Raw genomic sequence first — 14,986 nt, forward strand, 5'->3', positions numbered from 1 at the left:
CGGACGGGATAAATGCTGAAAGCATCTAAGCATGAAGCCCCCTCCAAGATGAGATTTCCCTTTGAGTAATCAAGAAAGACCCCTCAGAGACGATGAGGTAGATAGGTCACGGGTGGAAGCATGGCGACATGTGGAGCTGAGTGATACTAATCGGTCGAGGCCTTGTTCTAGCAGATGCATTGTTGATGACTTCAGTTTTGAGGGCGCGAGCCCGATCGTCTGGTGACGATAGCCAAGTGGTCACACCCGTTCCCATGCCGAACACGGAAGTTAAGCACTTGAACGCCGAAAGTAGTTGGGGGCTTCCCCCTGTGAGGATAGGACGTTGCCAGGCACTTGACCGATCTGCAGATTGCAGGTCGGTCTTTTTGTGTTATGTGAAACTTCAGACTGTTCTGATTATTGGTCGAGTCATTGACATGACACCCTCTGCTTGTTACCATAACATCAATATTCTTTTATAAAAGAGAAAGCGAGTGGATAACATGTGGGAGAACAAATTTGCTAAAGAGGGTTTGACGTTTGATGACGTCTTACTCGTACCCCGTCGTTCGAGTGTCTTACCGCGCGACGTTGATTTATCTGTCACGCTATGTGAAGGGATCACACTTAATATTCCGTTGATCAGTGCTGGGATGGATACAGTCACAGAAGCTCCGATGGCAATCGCAATGGCACGCCAAGGTGGTCTTGGTGTCATTCATAAGAACATGTCAATGGAAGAACAAGCAGAACATGTCGATCGCGTCAAACGTTCTGAAAATGGTGTCATCACGAATCCGTTCTATTTAACGCCAGAGCGTCAAGTCTACGATGCTGAGTATTTGATGAGTAAGTACCGCATCTCAGGTGTTCCGATCGTTAACAACGAAACAGAGCGTAAATTAGTAGGAATTTTGACGAACCGTGATCTTCGTTTCGTTAAGGATTATTCGACTGTCATTGAAACAGTAATGACAACAGAAGAACTCGTGACAGCAAAAGTTGGTACGTCCCTCGCAGAAGCAGAACAGATTCTCCACAAGCATCGCATCGAAAAGTTACCACTCGTTGATGAGAACGGTGTGTTAAAAGGATTAATCACGACAAAAGATATCGAAAAAGTCGAACAGTATCCACATGCTGCGAAAGATCAATTTGGTCGTTTACTTGTCGCAGCAGCTGTCGGTGTGACGAAAGACGCTTCAACACGTGCGAAGTTCCTGGTCGATGCAGGTGTTGATGCACTCGTCGTCGATACAGCTCACGGTCACTCAGAAGGTGTTCTCGTCAAGGTACGTGAATTACGTGAAGAATATCCAACCTTACCAATCATTGCGGGCAACGTTGCGACTGCAGAAGCAACACGCGATTTGATTGAAGCCGGCGCATCTGTCATTAAAGTCGGTATCGGACCTGGTTCGATTTGTACGACACGTGTTGTTGCAGGCGTCGGTGTACCACAGATCACAGCCGTCTTCGATTGTGCGACAGAAGCACGTAAACACGGCGTTTCGATTATCGCTGACGGTGGCATTAAGTACTCTGGCGATATCGTGAAAGCACTTGCTGCTGGTGGTCACGCTGTCATGCTCGGAAGCTTGCTTGCAGGAGTAGAAGAGAGCCCAGGTGAGATGGAAATCTATCAAGGACGTCAATTCAAGACGTACCGTGGTATGGGTTCTGAAGCATCGATGAAACGCGGTAGCCAAGACCGTTACTTCCAAGAAGCAGACAAGAAGTTCGTTCCAGAAGGAATCGAAGGAAGGGTCGCTTACCGTGGTAAACTCGGTGACTCAGTGTACCAACTCGTTGGTGGTATTCGTTCAGGTATGGGATACTGTGGTGCTGCGACGTTAGAAGAATTGCGTGAAGAGACACAGTTCATCCGTATGACGGGCGCTGGTTTGCAAGAAAGCCATCCGCACGATATTCAAATTACCAAAGAAGCCTCTAACTACACACGTCAATAAACAAAAGCTTCGTCTTTCTCTAGCAGAAAGGTGAGGCTTTTTTTATGATGATCTATGCAGATTCCATGCGTCTATCAATAATTGTAATCCTTCCGTCAACTCATGCTCAGAGAGACTCGCAAATCCAAGAACGATTTGAGGCGTATTGGAGAGAAGCGGTAACTGGGCGTATTGAGAGAGACCGTATACTTGGATGCCTTGTTGTTGTGCCCGCTTTACTAGCTCTTGCTCCGTCATTCCGTTCGCTACGGAAACGACAACATGGAGTCCAGCACTTTCGCCAGTCAACCGTAAGGCAGGGATCCGGCGAAGCGATTGGATCAGCACATCTAGTTTACGACGATAGACTTTACGCATCCGATTGAGATGTCGTTCAAAGTCGCCCTCTTTCATGAAACGTGTCAAGATCGTTTGATCAAAGCGTGAGACACTACAAGTATAATGGGATAATTCGGCTTGATACTGTGCGCGTAAGACTTCCGGTAAGACCATATAACCAATCCGTAGTGAAGGCATGAGCGATTTTGAGAAGGTACTCATATAAATGACACGATTGCTGTCCATGTTGTGCAAAGACGGGATCGATTTACCGCTATAGCGGAATTCGCTATCGTAGTCGTCTTCGATGATAAAACGGGTCGGATCCATCGCCGCCCAGTTCAACAACTGGTGTCTTCGATTGACGGACAGGATGCTACCGGACGGAAACTGATGTGCCGGTGTGACATACATGACATCAACATTTGATTCCTGCAGTTGATCGATGCGTAATCCATTCGCATCGACACGAATCGGTTCAATCATTCGTTCATGATTTTCAAGCAAGAGGCGTGTCGTATGATAACCGGGATCTTCGATGCCGTACGTGACGTTTCGTCCTAGTAAGAAAAGAACGATGGGCAACAGTTGCTCGATACCTGAACCGACGACGATCTGTTCCGGAGAACAGACGACACCACGTGAGTGATAGAGATAAGTCGCAATCTCTTCGCGCAACGTTAGATCGCCTTGCGGATGACCGAGCGAGACGAGTGGATGGTGATCGGTATCTATGATGTCTTTGGCATACTTTCGCCAACGGGTGAACGGGAAAGAGATCCCTTCAATCTTACTTGGATGAAAGTCATACGTGATGACCGGTTTTTCTTTAGTCACACGCGGTTCGATGACGGGTGAGGTTTTGACGTAAGCAAGTTCCTCATAGGCAAGAACGAAATACCCTTTACGCGAGATGGATTCGACATAACCTTCTGCGACAAGTTGTTGATAAGCAAGCTCAATCGTCGTTTGACTTAAGTTCAAGAATTGACCGAGCTTTCGTTTAGAAGGCAATTTTGTGCCGTACGCTAAACGTCCGGCGATGATTTCGTTTCGGATCTGTTGATAAAGTTGTTCATAAAGAGGTTTCTCTTGATCGCGTGTAAGTTGAAATGATAGCATGTCCATCTCGTATGACTCCTTCATAATAAACTGACCTGTTGAAATCATCATAAACTGATACTTTTAAAAGTGTCAACGTTCCGTATACTAAAGGGGTGAAAGTCAACCAAGGGGGAATGGATATGGAACGTCAACAAGGAACGGATCGTGTCAAACGTGGAATGGCTGAAATGCAAAAGGGTGGCGTCATCATGGATGTCGTCAATGCGGAACAAGCAAAGATTGCGGAAGCAGCAGGAGCTGTTGCAGTCATGGCACTCGAACGTGTCCCGTCGGATATTCGTCGTGACGGAGGTGTGGCACGGATGGCAGATCCGTTGATCACGGAAGAAGTACTTGGGGCAGTCTCGATCCCCGTCATGGCAAAATGCCGAATTGGTCATATTGTCGAAGCGCGTGTCCTTGAATCGATGGGGGTCGATTTCATCGATGAGAGCGAGGTACTGACTCCGGCAGACGAGCAATATCATTTACTGAAGTCGGAGTTCACCGTACCGTTCGTCTGTGGCGCACGTGATCTTGGGGAAGCCGCTCGCCGGATTGCCGAAGGAGCGGCGATGATTCGGACGAAAGGCGAGCCTGGAACTGGGAACGTCGTCGAAGCCGTTCGCCATATGCGACAAATTCAAGCGCAATTGAATCAGATTTTGCATGTCAGTCCAGATGAATTGATGACATTTGCGAAAGAGTGGGGTGCTCCGTACGAAGTATTACGAGATATTCGGACACAGGGACGTCTACCAGTCGTCAATTTTGCAGCCGGAGGAGTTGCGACACCAGCTGATGCCGCTCTCATGATGCATTTAGGGGCAGATGGTGTCTTCGTCGGATCGGGGATCTTTAAATCAGAACACCCAGAACGTGTGGCTCGCGCGATTGTTGAAGCGGTTACGTATAAAGATGATTTTGGACGGATTGCCTCTTTATCCAAAGGGCTCGGAACAGCAATGAAGGGAATCGATGTCACGTCGATGCCGTTTGAAGAACGGATGGCGACACGCGGATGGTAATCGGTATTCTTGATGTTCAAGGTGCTGTCCGCGAACATCAACAGCAACTTGAAGGTCTTGGTGTAGAGGTCGTTCTCGTCAAACATGCGAGTGATCTCGAGAGACTGGATGGACTCGTCTTACCCGGCGGCGAATCGACCGCGATGCGTCGATTGATTGAGCGTTATGCCTTGCTGGAACCGCTTCGGGAAAAAGCGACGACGTTACCGATGTTCGGAACATGTGCCGGAATGATTCTACTCGCAACCGCTGTCGAAGCAGGTCAGAGTCATCTCAACGCGATTTCGATGACGGTCCGTCGGAATGCTTTCGGTCGACAAATCGATTCATTTGAAGGATTGCTACCGGTTGAAGGAATTGAGGAGTCGATTGAGGCAGTCTTCATTCGAGCGCCATTGATTCTATCTGTCGGAGAAGGAACACATATTATCGCAACGGTCGAAGAACAGATTGTCGCCGTCGAGACATCGCTTCATCTAGCATGTTCGTTTCATCCTGAATTGACAGAGGACGATCGCTTACATCAGTATTTTTTACAAAAGATTAAACAGCGGCAGTCCGTCCGTCTATAGAGCGTGGAAGCATCTGACAGGTTCTACTGTCGGGTGCTTCTTTTGTGCTACACTATTTGTAAAATGAATGATTGAGTGAAGGAGAGACACGATGAAACGAATCTTGCTACTCTGTTTAAGTGTCCTGCTGGTCGTAGGTTTTCCTACAACTGGACAAGCGGCACCTTCGATTCAAGCAGAGTCTTACATAATGGCCGATGCGGTCACAGGAAAAATCCTCCTTCAATCGGAAGCGGATGTTTCTCTACCACCGGCTTCGATGACAAAGCTGATGACGCTTTACCTCGTTCGACGACAAATCGAATTAAAAAAGCTGACGTGGGATCAAAAAATCAAACCGAGTGCAAAAGTATTAAAGCTTGCGAACACGTCCGGCATCGCTCGTGTTCCCGTTAAAGCAAAAACGTATACGGTTCGTGAGATGTATAACGCGGCGTTCATTAAATCAGCCAATGATGCAGCCGTCATGCTAGCCGAAACGGTATCCGGTTCAGAGGCGACGTTCGTTGAAGAAATGAATGAGACAGCGAAGTTATTCGGGATGAATGATACAGAGTATGCGAATGCCTCTGGTCTAGATGCTGTCGATGCGACGCTTCCAGGAACAAATCTGATGACAGCGACGGATATCGCGTTACTCGTCATCCGCTACATCAAGGATTATCCGGATGTACTGGATGTGACGAATAAAACACAGATGAAACTTGATGGAGAGGTCTTGAATAACTCGAATAAGATGCTAGCGAAGGAAAAATTCGCATATGCTGGCATGCGGGGGATGAAGACAGGAACGACCGATTTAGCAGGTTACTGCTTTGCGAGCGTAACGACGCGGGATAATATGACACTTGTCACGGTCGTCATGCGAACGGATTCCGATCAAGCCCGTTTCAAGGAAACGAAAAAGCTACTCGACTATGGTTTTGCGACGTTTGAGCCGTTGACGTATTACGGAAAAGGGGAACGGATCAAAGACGCTCTTCCGATTAAAGGGGCAACCGTCCGGCAGTTAGACGTCGTCACGGACGGTTCGTTATACATCACGGTCTTAAAACAAGCGAAGACGCGGGAACCACGGTTCGACTTCTCAAAAACAACAGCTCCTGTGACGAAACAAGAAGTCGTCGGTACGGTACAGGTCGCGGACGATGGGGTCTATCTACCAGGTTTTGAGACACCGCGTGTGAATTTGTATAGCGCAACTGCCGTTCCACTTGCGAGTGTTCCGACACGCCTCGTCCGCGCTTGGACGGCTTGGTCGAAGCAAATTGAACAAGCGATTCAACAATCGGCTCTTGTCAACTTCCAAGACGATGGTGTAAAGTAAGACTAATCTCATAAAGATGCTATGAACGGACCAAGTAGATGTATCGATACTGTTAAGAGAGCTAGTGGGTGGTGTGAACTAGTCAGATCGATGGATTGAATCGAGCCGGATCGCACACCTTGCGAACAAGGTGCGGGTACGCCCGTTATCGCGTCTTAAGTTGGCTAGATGTGTCTAGCAATGAGGGTGGCAACGCGGATCCAGGTGATTCGTCCCTTTTCGGTAGGAATACCGGAAAGAGACGAGTCGCCTTTTTTTATGACATAAAGGAGGAATTGCAGATGATTGATATTAAACGATTACGCCAAGATTTTGACGCCATTCAAGAAAAGTTAGCGCACCGAGGAGAGGACTTGACGGACATGAACCGTTTCCTTGCACTTGATGAGAAGCGTCGAGAACTGATTGCGCGGACAGAAGTGTTGAAAGCAGAACGAAATGAAGCGACGAAAAAAATCGCTGAACTGAAACGCAATAAAGAGAATGCAGATGAAGCGATTGCTGCGATGCGTAGTGTCGGGGACGAGATCAAGACGCTTGACGACGAATTACGTGACGTCGAAGCGACATTGAATCAACTTCTCCTCGGTATTCCGAACATTCCACATGACAGCGTACCGGTCGGTTCTTCTGAAGATGACAATGTCGTCATCCGTGAAGTCGGTGATAAACCAGCGTTTGATTTCGAAGCGGTTCCGCACTGGGATTTGATGGAGCAATTAAAGATCGTTGACGTAGAGCGTGCTGGAAAGGTCACAGGTAGCCGGTTTGTCTTTTATCGTGGGGCAGGGGCACGTCTTGAGCGGGCATTGATCAACTTCATGATGGATCTCCATCAAGATCAGCACGGCTACACAGAAATCTTGCCGCCACTCATGGTCAACCGCGATTCAATGACAGGAACAGGACAACTGCCGAAATTCGAGGAGGATGCGTTCAAGATTGAAGAGACGAACTACTTCCTTGTACCGACAGCAGAAGTTCCAGTGACGAACATGCACCGCGAAGAAATCCTGACTGCTGATCAGTTACCGATCGGCTATGCCGCATACAGCCAATGTTTCCGTTCAGAAGCTGGTTCTGCCGGACGCGATACGCGCGGTTTGATCCGTCAGCACCAATTCAATAAAGTTGAACTCGTTCGTTTCGTCAAACCAGAAGAATCTTACGAGCAACTTGAATTGTTAACGGGACAAGCAGAGACAGTCTTGAAAAAGCTGAAACTGCCGTATCAAGTATTGAGCATGTGTACAGCTGATCTTGGATTCACGGCTGCGAAGAAATACGACATCGAAGTCTGGATGCCAAGTCAAGGCGTCTACCGTGAAATTTCTTCTTGTTCAAACTTTGAAGATTTCCAAGCACGCCGAGCGCAAATCCGTTTCCGCCGCGAAGCGAACGCGAAACCAGAATTCGTTCACACGTTGAATGGTTCTGCTCTTGCAGTCGGTCGGACAGTTGCTGCGATCTTAGAGAACTACCAGCAAGCGGATGGATCAGTTGTTATTCCAGAAGTACTTCGTCCATACATGGGTGGTCTTGAAGTGATTCAAGCTTAAGTCAGAAGGGGGAGTAATCCCCCTTTCTGTATTTTAAAAAGTTTTTTTAGAAAAGGTCTTTACACGTTAAAAGGCAGATGCTATCATAATTAATGTCAGGAAAACAGACAGGTCATCATGATCTGGTAAGAAGTACGGAGGCGTACTCAAGTGGTTTAAGAGAACGGTCTTGAAAACCGTCAGGCGGCGAAAGCCGTGCGTGGGTTCGAATCCCACCGCCTCCTCCATTTTTATTTTTTGACCAAAAAATAAATATAATCATGGAGTCGTACCCAAGTCCGGCTGAAGGGGACGGACTCGAAATCCGTTAGGGGTCGCAAGGCTCGCGTGGGTTCGAATCCCACCGACTCCGCTTTTTATAAAGCATCTCAATTCTGAGGTGCTTTTTTGTTGCATCGATTTCTTCGTGCATGCTATGGTTGCCTACGTGAAAAACGAAGAAGAGGTGGACGAAATGAACGAACAAACAAAAGAATCGTTGCTTTCGCATTATGCGATGACGATGACATATGTAAAAGACTTAGAACAGATTTCAGAAGAAGCATGGCGGACATCGTATGCGGAAGGTAAGTGGACGGTTGCTGAGATCATTGGTCACTTATCACCATGGGATCGTTTCATGGTCGCAGAGCGTATTCCGTACTTGCTCGCGGGTGAACCATTCCGTGTTGCGCCGGATAGCCAAGCCGTCAATGATGAAGCAGCGAAGATGAGCCGTGAGCAACAACGGATCTTGACGATTGATGAGTTTTTAGTCAGCCGTGACTTATTGCGCCGTGCAGTCGAATTGATTCCAGAAGATCGCCTGCAGGACAAGGTCGTCATTAAAGACAAAGAGTTGACGATTGGTCAGTTCCTCGGAGCGATGACTCAACATGATTTACACCATATGGAACAGATCAATCAAGTGATTGGTTAATAGGAGGGAGATGCGAGACGCGTCTCCTTTTTTTGCACAAAAAAAGATCTGCCTAAGAGGCAGATCTGATCAGTTATCGTGTATTGGCAATGCGCGCAACTTCAAGTTGTTTTTCGATCTTCGCGAGAATCCGATCGATCGATTCTGGCTCGTTCAGTAAATCGTATTCGTCGATTGACAAGCGGAGTACCGGGCAAATCGTGAAGTTGTTGATCCAGTTCGTATAGCGTTCATACATCTCTTCCCAATATTCGATTGGAGTCTGTTGCTCCATCTCACGTCCGCGAAGACGAATCCGTTCAAGGACTTGCTCGAACGAACCTTCGAGATAGATCAAAAGATCTGGATGTGGGAAGAATGGTGTCATGACCATCGCGTCAAATAAACTTGAATACGTTTCATAGTCCGTTGGAGACATCGTTCCTTTTTCGAAATGCATCTTAGCGAAGATTCCTGTATCTTCATAGATTGAACGGTCTTGGATGAAACCACCACCGTATTGGAAAATCCGTTTTTGCTCCTTGAAGCGTTCAGCCAGGAAATAGATTTGGAGATGGAAGCTCCAGCGCTCGAAATCATGATAAAATTTATCCAAGTAAGGATTCGTATCGACTTTTTCGAGTGACGTCCGGAAACCAAGGGCATCTGCCAATCCGTTTGTGATCGTTGATTTACCGATCCCAACCATACCGCCGATCGTAATGACGGCATCTGCCGGGATATTGTATTTTTCGCGTAGCTTCAAGTTCATACGTGGTTCGCTCCTTCATATAATTCGTTCCGGATCGTCGTCAAGACGTACTCGAGATCTTCCGGTCGCTTGACGAAGTCGAGTGCATCCCCGTCGAAACGGATGATTTTGACTTCCGGATGTTTGGCTTGATATTCCGTGACGAATGTCTCATAATCCTCTGCCAATTGTTCGAGATAAGCACGTGACATATTTTCTTCGATTTCTCGTCCGCGTAGCGCAACACGTTTCATCAAGGTGTCGATGCTTGCGTTCAAGTAGATGACAGCATCCGGTTTCGGCATGTCCGTCGTCAGGATCGAATAGATTTGTTGGTACTTCTCGAGGTGCTCTACCTTGAGAGAGCGGTGTGCAAAGATTAAGTTTTTAAAGATATGGTAATCAGCAACGACAGAGCGTTGTTTACTGAGGTAATGACGTTCGATATCATCGAGTTGTTTGAAGCGATTGCACAAGAAGAACATTTCCGTCTGGAAGCTCCATTCTTCGATATCTTCATAGAACTTTCCAAGAAAGGGATTTTCTTCGACGATTTCGCGTAACATAGAAAAAGAGAAATGGTGACTGATGGCGTTCGCAAGTGATGTTTTGCCTACACCAATCGGTCCTTCAACCGTTATGAACATATACAATGACCCTCCGTTCAGCAAAGTGCAATTTATATTTTAGCACAAAGAAGTACGACTTGCTGAAGTTTCAAAAGGAGAATTTTTTTAGAGTGAGGAGTATCATCGATGGAACGACAGGAACACTATATGCGACTTGCGATCGAAGAAGCAAAAAAGGCAGAACAGATCGGAGAAGTTCCGATTGGATGTGTCATTGTCAAAGACGATGAAGTCATCGCGACGGGTTACAATCACCGGGAAACGGATCAACAGGCGACGGCACATGCCGAGTTGATCGCGATTGAGGAAGCTTGCCGAAAGCTCGGGAACTGGCGACTTGAAGGGTGTGAGCTCTACGTGACACTCGAACCGTGTCCGATGTGTGCGGGTGCCATCATGCTGTCACGGATCGAACATGTCATCTTTGGTGCCGTCGATCCGAAGGGTGGATGTTGTGGAACACTGATGAACTTGGTGCAAGACGATCGGTTCAATCATGTCTCACAGTTGACGAGCGGTATATTAGAAAAAGAGTGTGGGGAGATGCTAACGACGTTCTTTCGGGAACTACGTGCGAAAAAGAAAGCACGAAAGCGGGCAATGGGTTGCATCACACCAGATGAAACAGTATAATGAAAAAGCACTGAAACAAGGTGCCACTAAAAATCGATAAACCATTTGCCGTGCTAGGTGGGGATGTAGCGGTTCCCTGTCACTCGCAATCCGCTATAGCGAGACTGAATTCCATGTCGAGGGATATGATTGGTGTGGTCTGCCTCACGTAAGTAGCGTTGACGTTTGAGTCCTGCGCAACAGATACCCATGAACCAGGTCAGGTCCGGAAGGAAGCAGCCTTAAGTGGTGCTCTCTGTGTGTTGCAGGGGTGCTTGGACTGAGCAGGCTGCGTGAGTAACGCATGTTGAACATATTTCAGAATATGGTGCGCGGCAGTTTAATTTTTAAAGACAAGTCTACAGCCGGTTTCGGTTGTAGACTTTTTTAGGTAAAATAGAATGAGGAACTTAAAAAGAGGAGGCGCAAACTTGGCCTATCAAGCACTATACCGCGTATACCGTCCGCAACGTTTCGACGAAGTCGTTGGACAAGCGCATATCACCCGTACGATCCAAAATGCATTGATGGAGGGACGCATGTCCCACGCCTATCTATTTTCGGGTCCTCGTGGAACGGGAAAAACGAGTCTTGCCAAAATCATCGCTAAAGCGATCAACTGTGAGCATGCTCCGGTCAAAGAACCGTGTAATACGTGCCCCACGTGTCTTGCGATCACGGAAGGATCAAGTCCAGACGTCTTCGAAATCGATGCCGCTTCCAATAACGGCGTAGATGAGATTCGGGAAATCCGGGATAAAGTCAAATATCCCCCTTCAGAAGCAGCCTATAAAGTCTATATCATTGATGAAGTACACATGTTGTCGACAGGTGCCTTTAATGCACTGCTTAAAACACTAGAAGAACCGCCGGCACACGCCATCTTCATCTTAGCAACGACCGAACCACATAAAATCCCAGCGACGATCATCTCCCGCTGCCAACGTTTCGATGTAAAGCGGCATGAAGTCGATCAACTTGTAGAACGAATGCAATATATCTTAAAAGATCAATCGATCGAGTATTCGGATACGGCCTTACGATTGATTGCCCGTGCAGCGGATGGTGGCATGCGTGATGCACTGAGTCTACTCGACCAAGCGGTTGCTTTTTCAAACGGTGATTTGAACGATGCTGCTGTTCTTGAAGTAACAGGGGCAGTAGAAGATGAAGCATTACTAAACATTGCCCGTGCCTTGCATGAACATCAAGTCGACCAGTTGTTACAGACGCTTGAGACGATGCAACGAGCGGGAAAAGATTTAAAACGTTTCGTTGAGGATCTTGTCTTCTTTTACCGAGACACCTTATTATTGAAAGCCTCTCCTACAGCTGTCGACTTGCTAGAGCGTGCTCGCCCGACGGATGAGTTCAAACAATTCGTTGAATCGATTGAAGCAGAGACATGCTTTACGATCATTGATCAGTTACATGACTGCCAACAACAGATGCGGTTGACGAATCATCCGCGGGTCCTCGTTGAGATTGCCTTCATTCAAATCGCGGAACAAGGAAGAACGACGGGGCAGATCGTCCAAGCGTTGCAGCAGGAAGTCCGCGAAATGAAGGAACAGATGCATCAGTGGAAGTCGAATGGTGTTCCAGCTCAAGAAGCGGCTGCACCACAAGCGCAGCCGAAGCGGAAACAAGGACGACCAACCGTTCGAATCGCCAAAGAGCGGATTCGCCAAATGCTAGAACGAGCAGAAAAAGCCCAGTTGCGTGAGATTCAGGAACGCTGGGATCATATCCTAAAGTGGATTCTAAAAGAAGATGGACCAATCTACTCGTTGCTTCATGAAAGTAAACCGGTTCTCTGCTCTGCGGATACGCTATTGATCGAATTCGATGACGGTAAGGGATGGCATTTCGAGCAAGTCATGACCAATGAACGAACACGTTTCGTGATTGAGGAAGCATTATATGAAATATGCGGCGTCAAACGCGAAATTTTAGCGATTCTCTCAAACGATTGGCATGAACTGAAGGCAGAGTTTGTTGCTAAGCGAAATAGTAGTAGTATAGAAGAGAAGGAAACAAAACAAGAATCGGAGAGCGATCAGTTATTGTCTGAGACGCTTGGTCGTTTTGGTGATATCGTAGAGTTCGAAGATTAAATTCGAGGAGGAATACAGATGCGCGGAATGGGAAACATGAATAATATGATGAAACAGATGCAGAAAATGCAAAAGGATATGGCGAAAGCACAAGAAGAATTAAAAGATTTGACAGTGACAGGTACAGCAGGAGGAGAAATGGTCTCAGTCGTCGCCGATGGTCATAAAAATATCGTAGATGTCATCATTAAAGAAGAAGTCGTTGATCCAGATGACGTTGAAATGATTCAAGATCTCGTCTTAGCTGCAACGAACGATGCTTTGAAGAAAGTCGATGAACTCGTCTCAAGTAAAATGGGGAAATTCACACAAGGTATGAATCTGCCGGGAATGTTTTAATTCGTAGGAGGAAACCACTTGCAATATCCTGAAGCGATTAGTCGTTTGATCGAAAGTTTTACAAAACTACCGGGGATTGGTCCGAAGACAGCAGTTCGTCTAGCGTTTCATGTCCTTGATATGGAAGAAGACGATGTCTTGATGTTCGGAAAGGCATTGGTCAGTGCGAAGCGCGATATTGCCTACTGTAGCGTCTGCGGGAATATCACGGATCAAGATCCTTGTTATGTATGTACAGATAAACACCGAAACCGTACGATCGTCTGTGTCGTCCAAGATTCAAGGGATGTCATTGCAATGGAAAAGATGCGAGATTACCAAGGGTTGTACCATGTCTTACATGGAGCGATCAGTCCAATGGAAGGGATCGGTCCAGAGGATATCAATGTATCTAGTCTACTGACACGTCTTCAAGCGGACGAAGCGATTACGGAAGTCATCTTAGCAACCAATCCGAACATCGAAGGAGAAGCGACAGCGATGTATCTATCGCGTCTCTTAAAACCGACGGGTATTCGGATCACTCGGATTGCCCATGGTCTTCCGGTTGGTGGAGATCTTGAATACGCAGATGAAGTGACGTTATCTCGTGCAATGGAGGGACGTCGCGAACTATGAGTTGGTTTCGAAAGAAGATTCGCAGTGAGTACGACGATCGTTTGTTAGAAGAATTAGCAAAAGCAAAAGAAGATTATTTGATGAAACGCCATCTTCTAGAAATCAGCTATGATGACTATGGTGATTTAGAAGCACAAATGAAGTTAGCGGAATCACTGTATTTCTTCTATATAAGCGAAGCAAAAAGAAGACGCGTCTCATTGATGATGAAGTAAACCGCAGCCATTCTTGTCTGCGGTTTTTACATGCTCTAAAAAAACTATAAGTTATTTTAATAAAGTAGTTGCGCCTAACTAATTATCGTGATATATTAATTCATGTCCTTAAGAGGACGAGCGCTTACGGCAAACAAGTAAAAAACAATTTCAAAAAAGTTGTTGACTTCTTGTTTCAGACTTGGTATTCTAATTGAGTCGCCAAAACAGGCGCGGACGAACTTTGAAAACTGAACGATGAGGCAAAAATCGTATTCTACGGAATACAAAAACGAATGAAGCGCAAGCTTCGTCAATCGTGACTTCGGTCACACAACGAGCAAGTCAAACACTTCATGGAGAGTTTGATCCTGGCTCAGGACGAACGCTGGCGGCGTGCCTAATACATGCAAGTCGAGCGCAGGAAGCTGACGGAACTCTTCGGAGGGAAGGCAGTGGAATGAGCGGCGGACGGGTGAGTAACACGTAAGGAACCTGCCTCAAGGATTGGGATAACTCCGAGAAATCGGAGCTAATACCGGATAGTTCAACGGACCGCATGGTCCGCTGATGAAAGGCGCTCCGGCGTCACCTTGAGATGGCCTTGCGGTGCATTAGCTAGTTGGTGGGGTAACGGCCCACCAAGGCGACGATGCATAGCCGACCTGAGAGGGTGATCGGCCACACTGGGACTGAGACACGGCCCAGACTCCTACGGGAGGCAGCAGTAGGGAATCTTCCACAATGGACGAAAGTCTGATGGAGCAACGCCGCGTGAGTGATGAAGGTTTTCGGATCGTAAAACTCTGTTGTAAGGGAAGAACACGTACGAGAGGAAATGCTCGTACCTTGACGGTACCTTACGAGAAAGCCACGGCTAACTACGTGCCAGCAGCCGCGGTAATACGTAGGTGGCAAGCGTTGTCCGGAATTATTGGGCGTAAAGCGCGCGCAGGCGGCCTTTTAAG

The 14,986-nt window shown here is 47.1% G+C and carries 14 protein-coding genes, 2 tRNA genes, 3 rRNA genes, 1 other RNA gene and 1 other annotated feature; of the genes, 17 read left to right on the forward strand and 3 right to left on the reverse strand.

Annotation, left to right across the window (positions count from 1 at the left end):
• From BW42_RS08840 to guaB, 3 genes are all read left to right on the forward strand, one after another.
• Window positions 1-170: ribosomal RNA gene (locus BW42_RS08840) — 23S ribosomal RNA — on the forward strand; the annotation flags it as partial.
• 48 nt (window positions 171-218) lie between these two features.
• Window positions 219-334 (forward strand): 5S ribosomal RNA (gene rrf, locus BW42_RS08845).
• Window positions 335-485: 151 nt separating this feature from the next.
• Complete coding sequence (guaB, locus tag BW42_RS08850; protein ID WP_035409917.1) at window positions 486-1,952, forward strand: IMP dehydrogenase; 1,467 nt, start codon at window positions 486-488, stop codon at window positions 1,950-1,952.
• A gap of 42 nt (window positions 1,953-1,994) precedes the next feature.
• Here the strand turns inward: guaB and BW42_RS08855 are convergent, their stop codons facing one another.
• Entirely contained in the window at window positions 1,995-3,398 is a 1,404-nt protein-coding gene (locus BW42_RS08855) for a PLP-dependent aminotransferase family protein (protein ID WP_035409890.1), read from the reverse strand.
• A gap of 116 nt (window positions 3,399-3,514) precedes the next feature.
• Here BW42_RS08855 and pdxS point away from each other — a divergent pair, with 116 nt between their 5' ends.
• From pdxS to BW42_RS08890, 7 genes are all read left to right on the forward strand, one after another.
• Window positions 3,515-4,402 (forward strand): pyridoxal 5'-phosphate synthase lyase subunit PdxS, encoded by an 888-nt coding sequence (gene pdxS / locus BW42_RS08860; RefSeq protein WP_035409893.1) that lies wholly within the window; start codon window positions 3,515-3,517, stop codon window positions 4,400-4,402.
• Window positions 4,396-4,974, forward strand: coding sequence for a pyridoxal 5'-phosphate synthase glutaminase subunit PdxT (pdxT, locus tag BW42_RS08865; RefSeq protein WP_035409895.1), 579 nt, complete (start codon window positions 4,396-4,398; stop codon window positions 4,972-4,974). Before pdxS ends, pdxT begins: the two co-directional genes overlap by 7 nt.
• Window positions 4,975-5,065: 91 nt before the next feature.
• A complete protein-coding gene (locus BW42_RS08870; RefSeq protein ID WP_035409897.1) occupies window positions 5,066-6,301 on the forward strand; it encodes a D-alanyl-D-alanine carboxypeptidase family protein in 1,236 nt (411 codons plus the stop codon).
• A 12-nt stretch (window positions 6,302-6,313) separates the two neighbouring features.
• Window positions 6,314-6,521, forward strand: a binding site (T-box leader).
• Between the two features lie 61 nt (window positions 6,522-6,582).
• Window positions 6,583-7,860: a serine--tRNA ligase gene (serS, locus tag BW42_RS08875; protein ID WP_035409899.1), complete on the forward strand. Its 1,278-nt coding sequence runs from the start codon at window positions 6,583-6,585 to the stop codon at window positions 7,858-7,860.
• Window positions 7,861-7,996: 136 nt separating this feature from the next.
• Window positions 7,997-8,087: transfer RNA gene (locus BW42_RS08880), tRNA-Ser, on the forward strand.
• 35 nt (window positions 8,088-8,122) lie between these two features.
• Window positions 8,123-8,212: transfer RNA gene (locus tag BW42_RS08885), tRNA-Ser, on the forward strand.
• A gap of 102 nt (window positions 8,213-8,314) precedes the next feature.
• Window positions 8,315-8,779 (forward strand): DinB family protein, encoded by a 465-nt coding sequence (locus tag BW42_RS08890; protein ID WP_035409903.1) that lies wholly within the window; start codon window positions 8,315-8,317, stop codon window positions 8,777-8,779.
• Between the two features lie 73 nt (window positions 8,780-8,852).
• Here BW42_RS08890 and BW42_RS08895 read toward each other — a convergent pair whose 3' ends face one another.
• Both BW42_RS08895 and BW42_RS08900 read right to left on the reverse strand, forming a co-directional pair.
• Window positions 8,853-9,530 carry a deoxynucleoside kinase gene (locus BW42_RS08895; protein WP_023469877.1) on the reverse strand — a complete coding sequence of 226 codons (678 nt, stop codon included), beginning with the start codon at window positions 9,528-9,530 and terminating at the stop codon, window positions 8,853-8,855.
• Complete coding sequence (locus BW42_RS08900; protein WP_035409906.1) at window positions 9,527-10,156, reverse strand: deoxynucleoside kinase; 630 nt, start codon at window positions 10,154-10,156, stop codon at window positions 9,527-9,529. The genes BW42_RS08895 and BW42_RS08900 overlap by 4 nt, the downstream gene beginning before the upstream one ends.
• Window positions 10,157-10,264: 108 nt before the next feature.
• Here BW42_RS08900 and tadA point away from each other — a divergent pair, with 108 nt between their 5' ends.
• From tadA to BW42_RS08930, 7 genes are all read left to right on the forward strand, one after another.
• Complete coding sequence (tadA, locus tag BW42_RS08905) at window positions 10,265-10,771, forward strand: tRNA adenosine(34) deaminase TadA (protein WP_035409909.1); 507 nt, start codon at window positions 10,265-10,267, stop codon at window positions 10,769-10,771.
• 48 nt (window positions 10,772-10,819) lie between these two features.
• Window positions 10,820-11,086, forward strand: an RNA gene (ffs, locus tag BW42_RS16175) — signal recognition particle sRNA large type.
• A gap of 95 nt (window positions 11,087-11,181) precedes the next feature.
• The gene (gene dnaX / locus BW42_RS08910; RefSeq protein WP_035409912.1) at window positions 11,182-12,867 is read left to right on the forward strand and encodes a DNA polymerase III subunit gamma/tau; all 1,686 of its coding nucleotides are present in this window, start codon (window positions 11,182-11,184) and stop codon (window positions 12,865-12,867) included.
• A gap of 18 nt (window positions 12,868-12,885) precedes the next feature.
• Entirely contained in the window at window positions 12,886-13,206 is a 321-nt protein-coding gene (locus BW42_RS08915; RefSeq protein ID WP_029343040.1) for a YbaB/EbfC family nucleoid-associated protein, read from the forward strand.
• Window positions 13,207-13,224: 18 nt separating this feature from the next.
• Window positions 13,225-13,824: a recombination mediator RecR gene (recR, locus tag BW42_RS08920; RefSeq protein WP_023469882.1), complete on the forward strand. Its 600-nt coding sequence runs from the start codon at window positions 13,225-13,227 to the stop codon at window positions 13,822-13,824.
• Entirely contained in the window at window positions 13,821-14,039 is a 219-nt protein-coding gene (locus BW42_RS08925) for a YaaL family protein (RefSeq protein ID WP_035409914.1), read from the forward strand. The genes recR and BW42_RS08925 overlap by 4 nt, the downstream gene beginning before the upstream one ends.
• Window positions 14,040-14,371: 332 nt before the next feature.
• Window positions 14,372-14,986 (forward strand): 16S ribosomal RNA (locus BW42_RS08930); the annotation flags it as partial.

The sequence above is a fragment of the Exiguobacterium sp. RIT341 genome (genome assembly GCF_000632205.1).
Lineage (GTDB): Bacteria > Bacillota > Bacilli > Exiguobacteriales > Exiguobacteriaceae > Exiguobacterium_A.

Excerpts from the sequence above, each read along its gene's own strand:
- guaB (WP_035409917.1), top strand. The coding sequence starts at position 486 with ATGTGGGAGAACAAATTTGCTAAAGAGGGTTTGACGTTTGATGACGTC.
- BW42_RS08855 (WP_035409890.1), bottom strand. The coding sequence starts at position 3,398 with ATGGACATGCTATCATTTCAACTTACACGCGATCAAGAGAAACCTCTT.
- pdxS (WP_035409893.1), top strand. The coding sequence starts at position 3,515 with ATGGAACGTCAACAAGGAACGGATCGTGTCAAACGTGGAATGGCTGAA.
- pdxT (WP_035409895.1), top strand. The coding sequence starts at position 4,396 with ATGGTAATCGGTATTCTTGATGTTCAAGGTGCTGTCCGCGAACATCAA.
- BW42_RS08870 (WP_035409897.1), top strand. The coding sequence starts at position 5,066 with ATGAAACGAATCTTGCTACTCTGTTTAAGTGTCCTGCTGGTCGTAGGT.
- serS (WP_035409899.1), top strand. The coding sequence starts at position 6,583 with ATGATTGATATTAAACGATTACGCCAAGATTTTGACGCCATTCAAGAA.
- BW42_RS08890 (WP_035409903.1), top strand. The coding sequence starts at position 8,315 with ATGAACGAACAAACAAAAGAATCGTTGCTTTCGCATTATGCGATGACG.
- BW42_RS08895 (WP_023469877.1), bottom strand. The coding sequence starts at position 9,530 with ATGAACTTGAAGCTACGCGAAAAATACAATATCCCGGCAGATGCCGTC.
- BW42_RS08900 (WP_035409906.1), bottom strand. The coding sequence starts at position 10,156 with ATGTTCATAACGGTTGAAGGACCGATTGGTGTAGGCAAAACATCACTT.
- tadA (WP_035409909.1), top strand. The coding sequence starts at position 10,265 with ATGGAACGACAGGAACACTATATGCGACTTGCGATCGAAGAAGCAAAA.
- BW42_RS08915 (WP_029343040.1), top strand. The coding sequence starts at position 12,886 with ATGCGCGGAATGGGAAACATGAATAATATGATGAAACAGATGCAGAAA.
- BW42_RS08925 (WP_035409914.1), top strand. The coding sequence starts at position 13,821 with ATGAGTTGGTTTCGAAAGAAGATTCGCAGTGAGTACGACGATCGTTTG.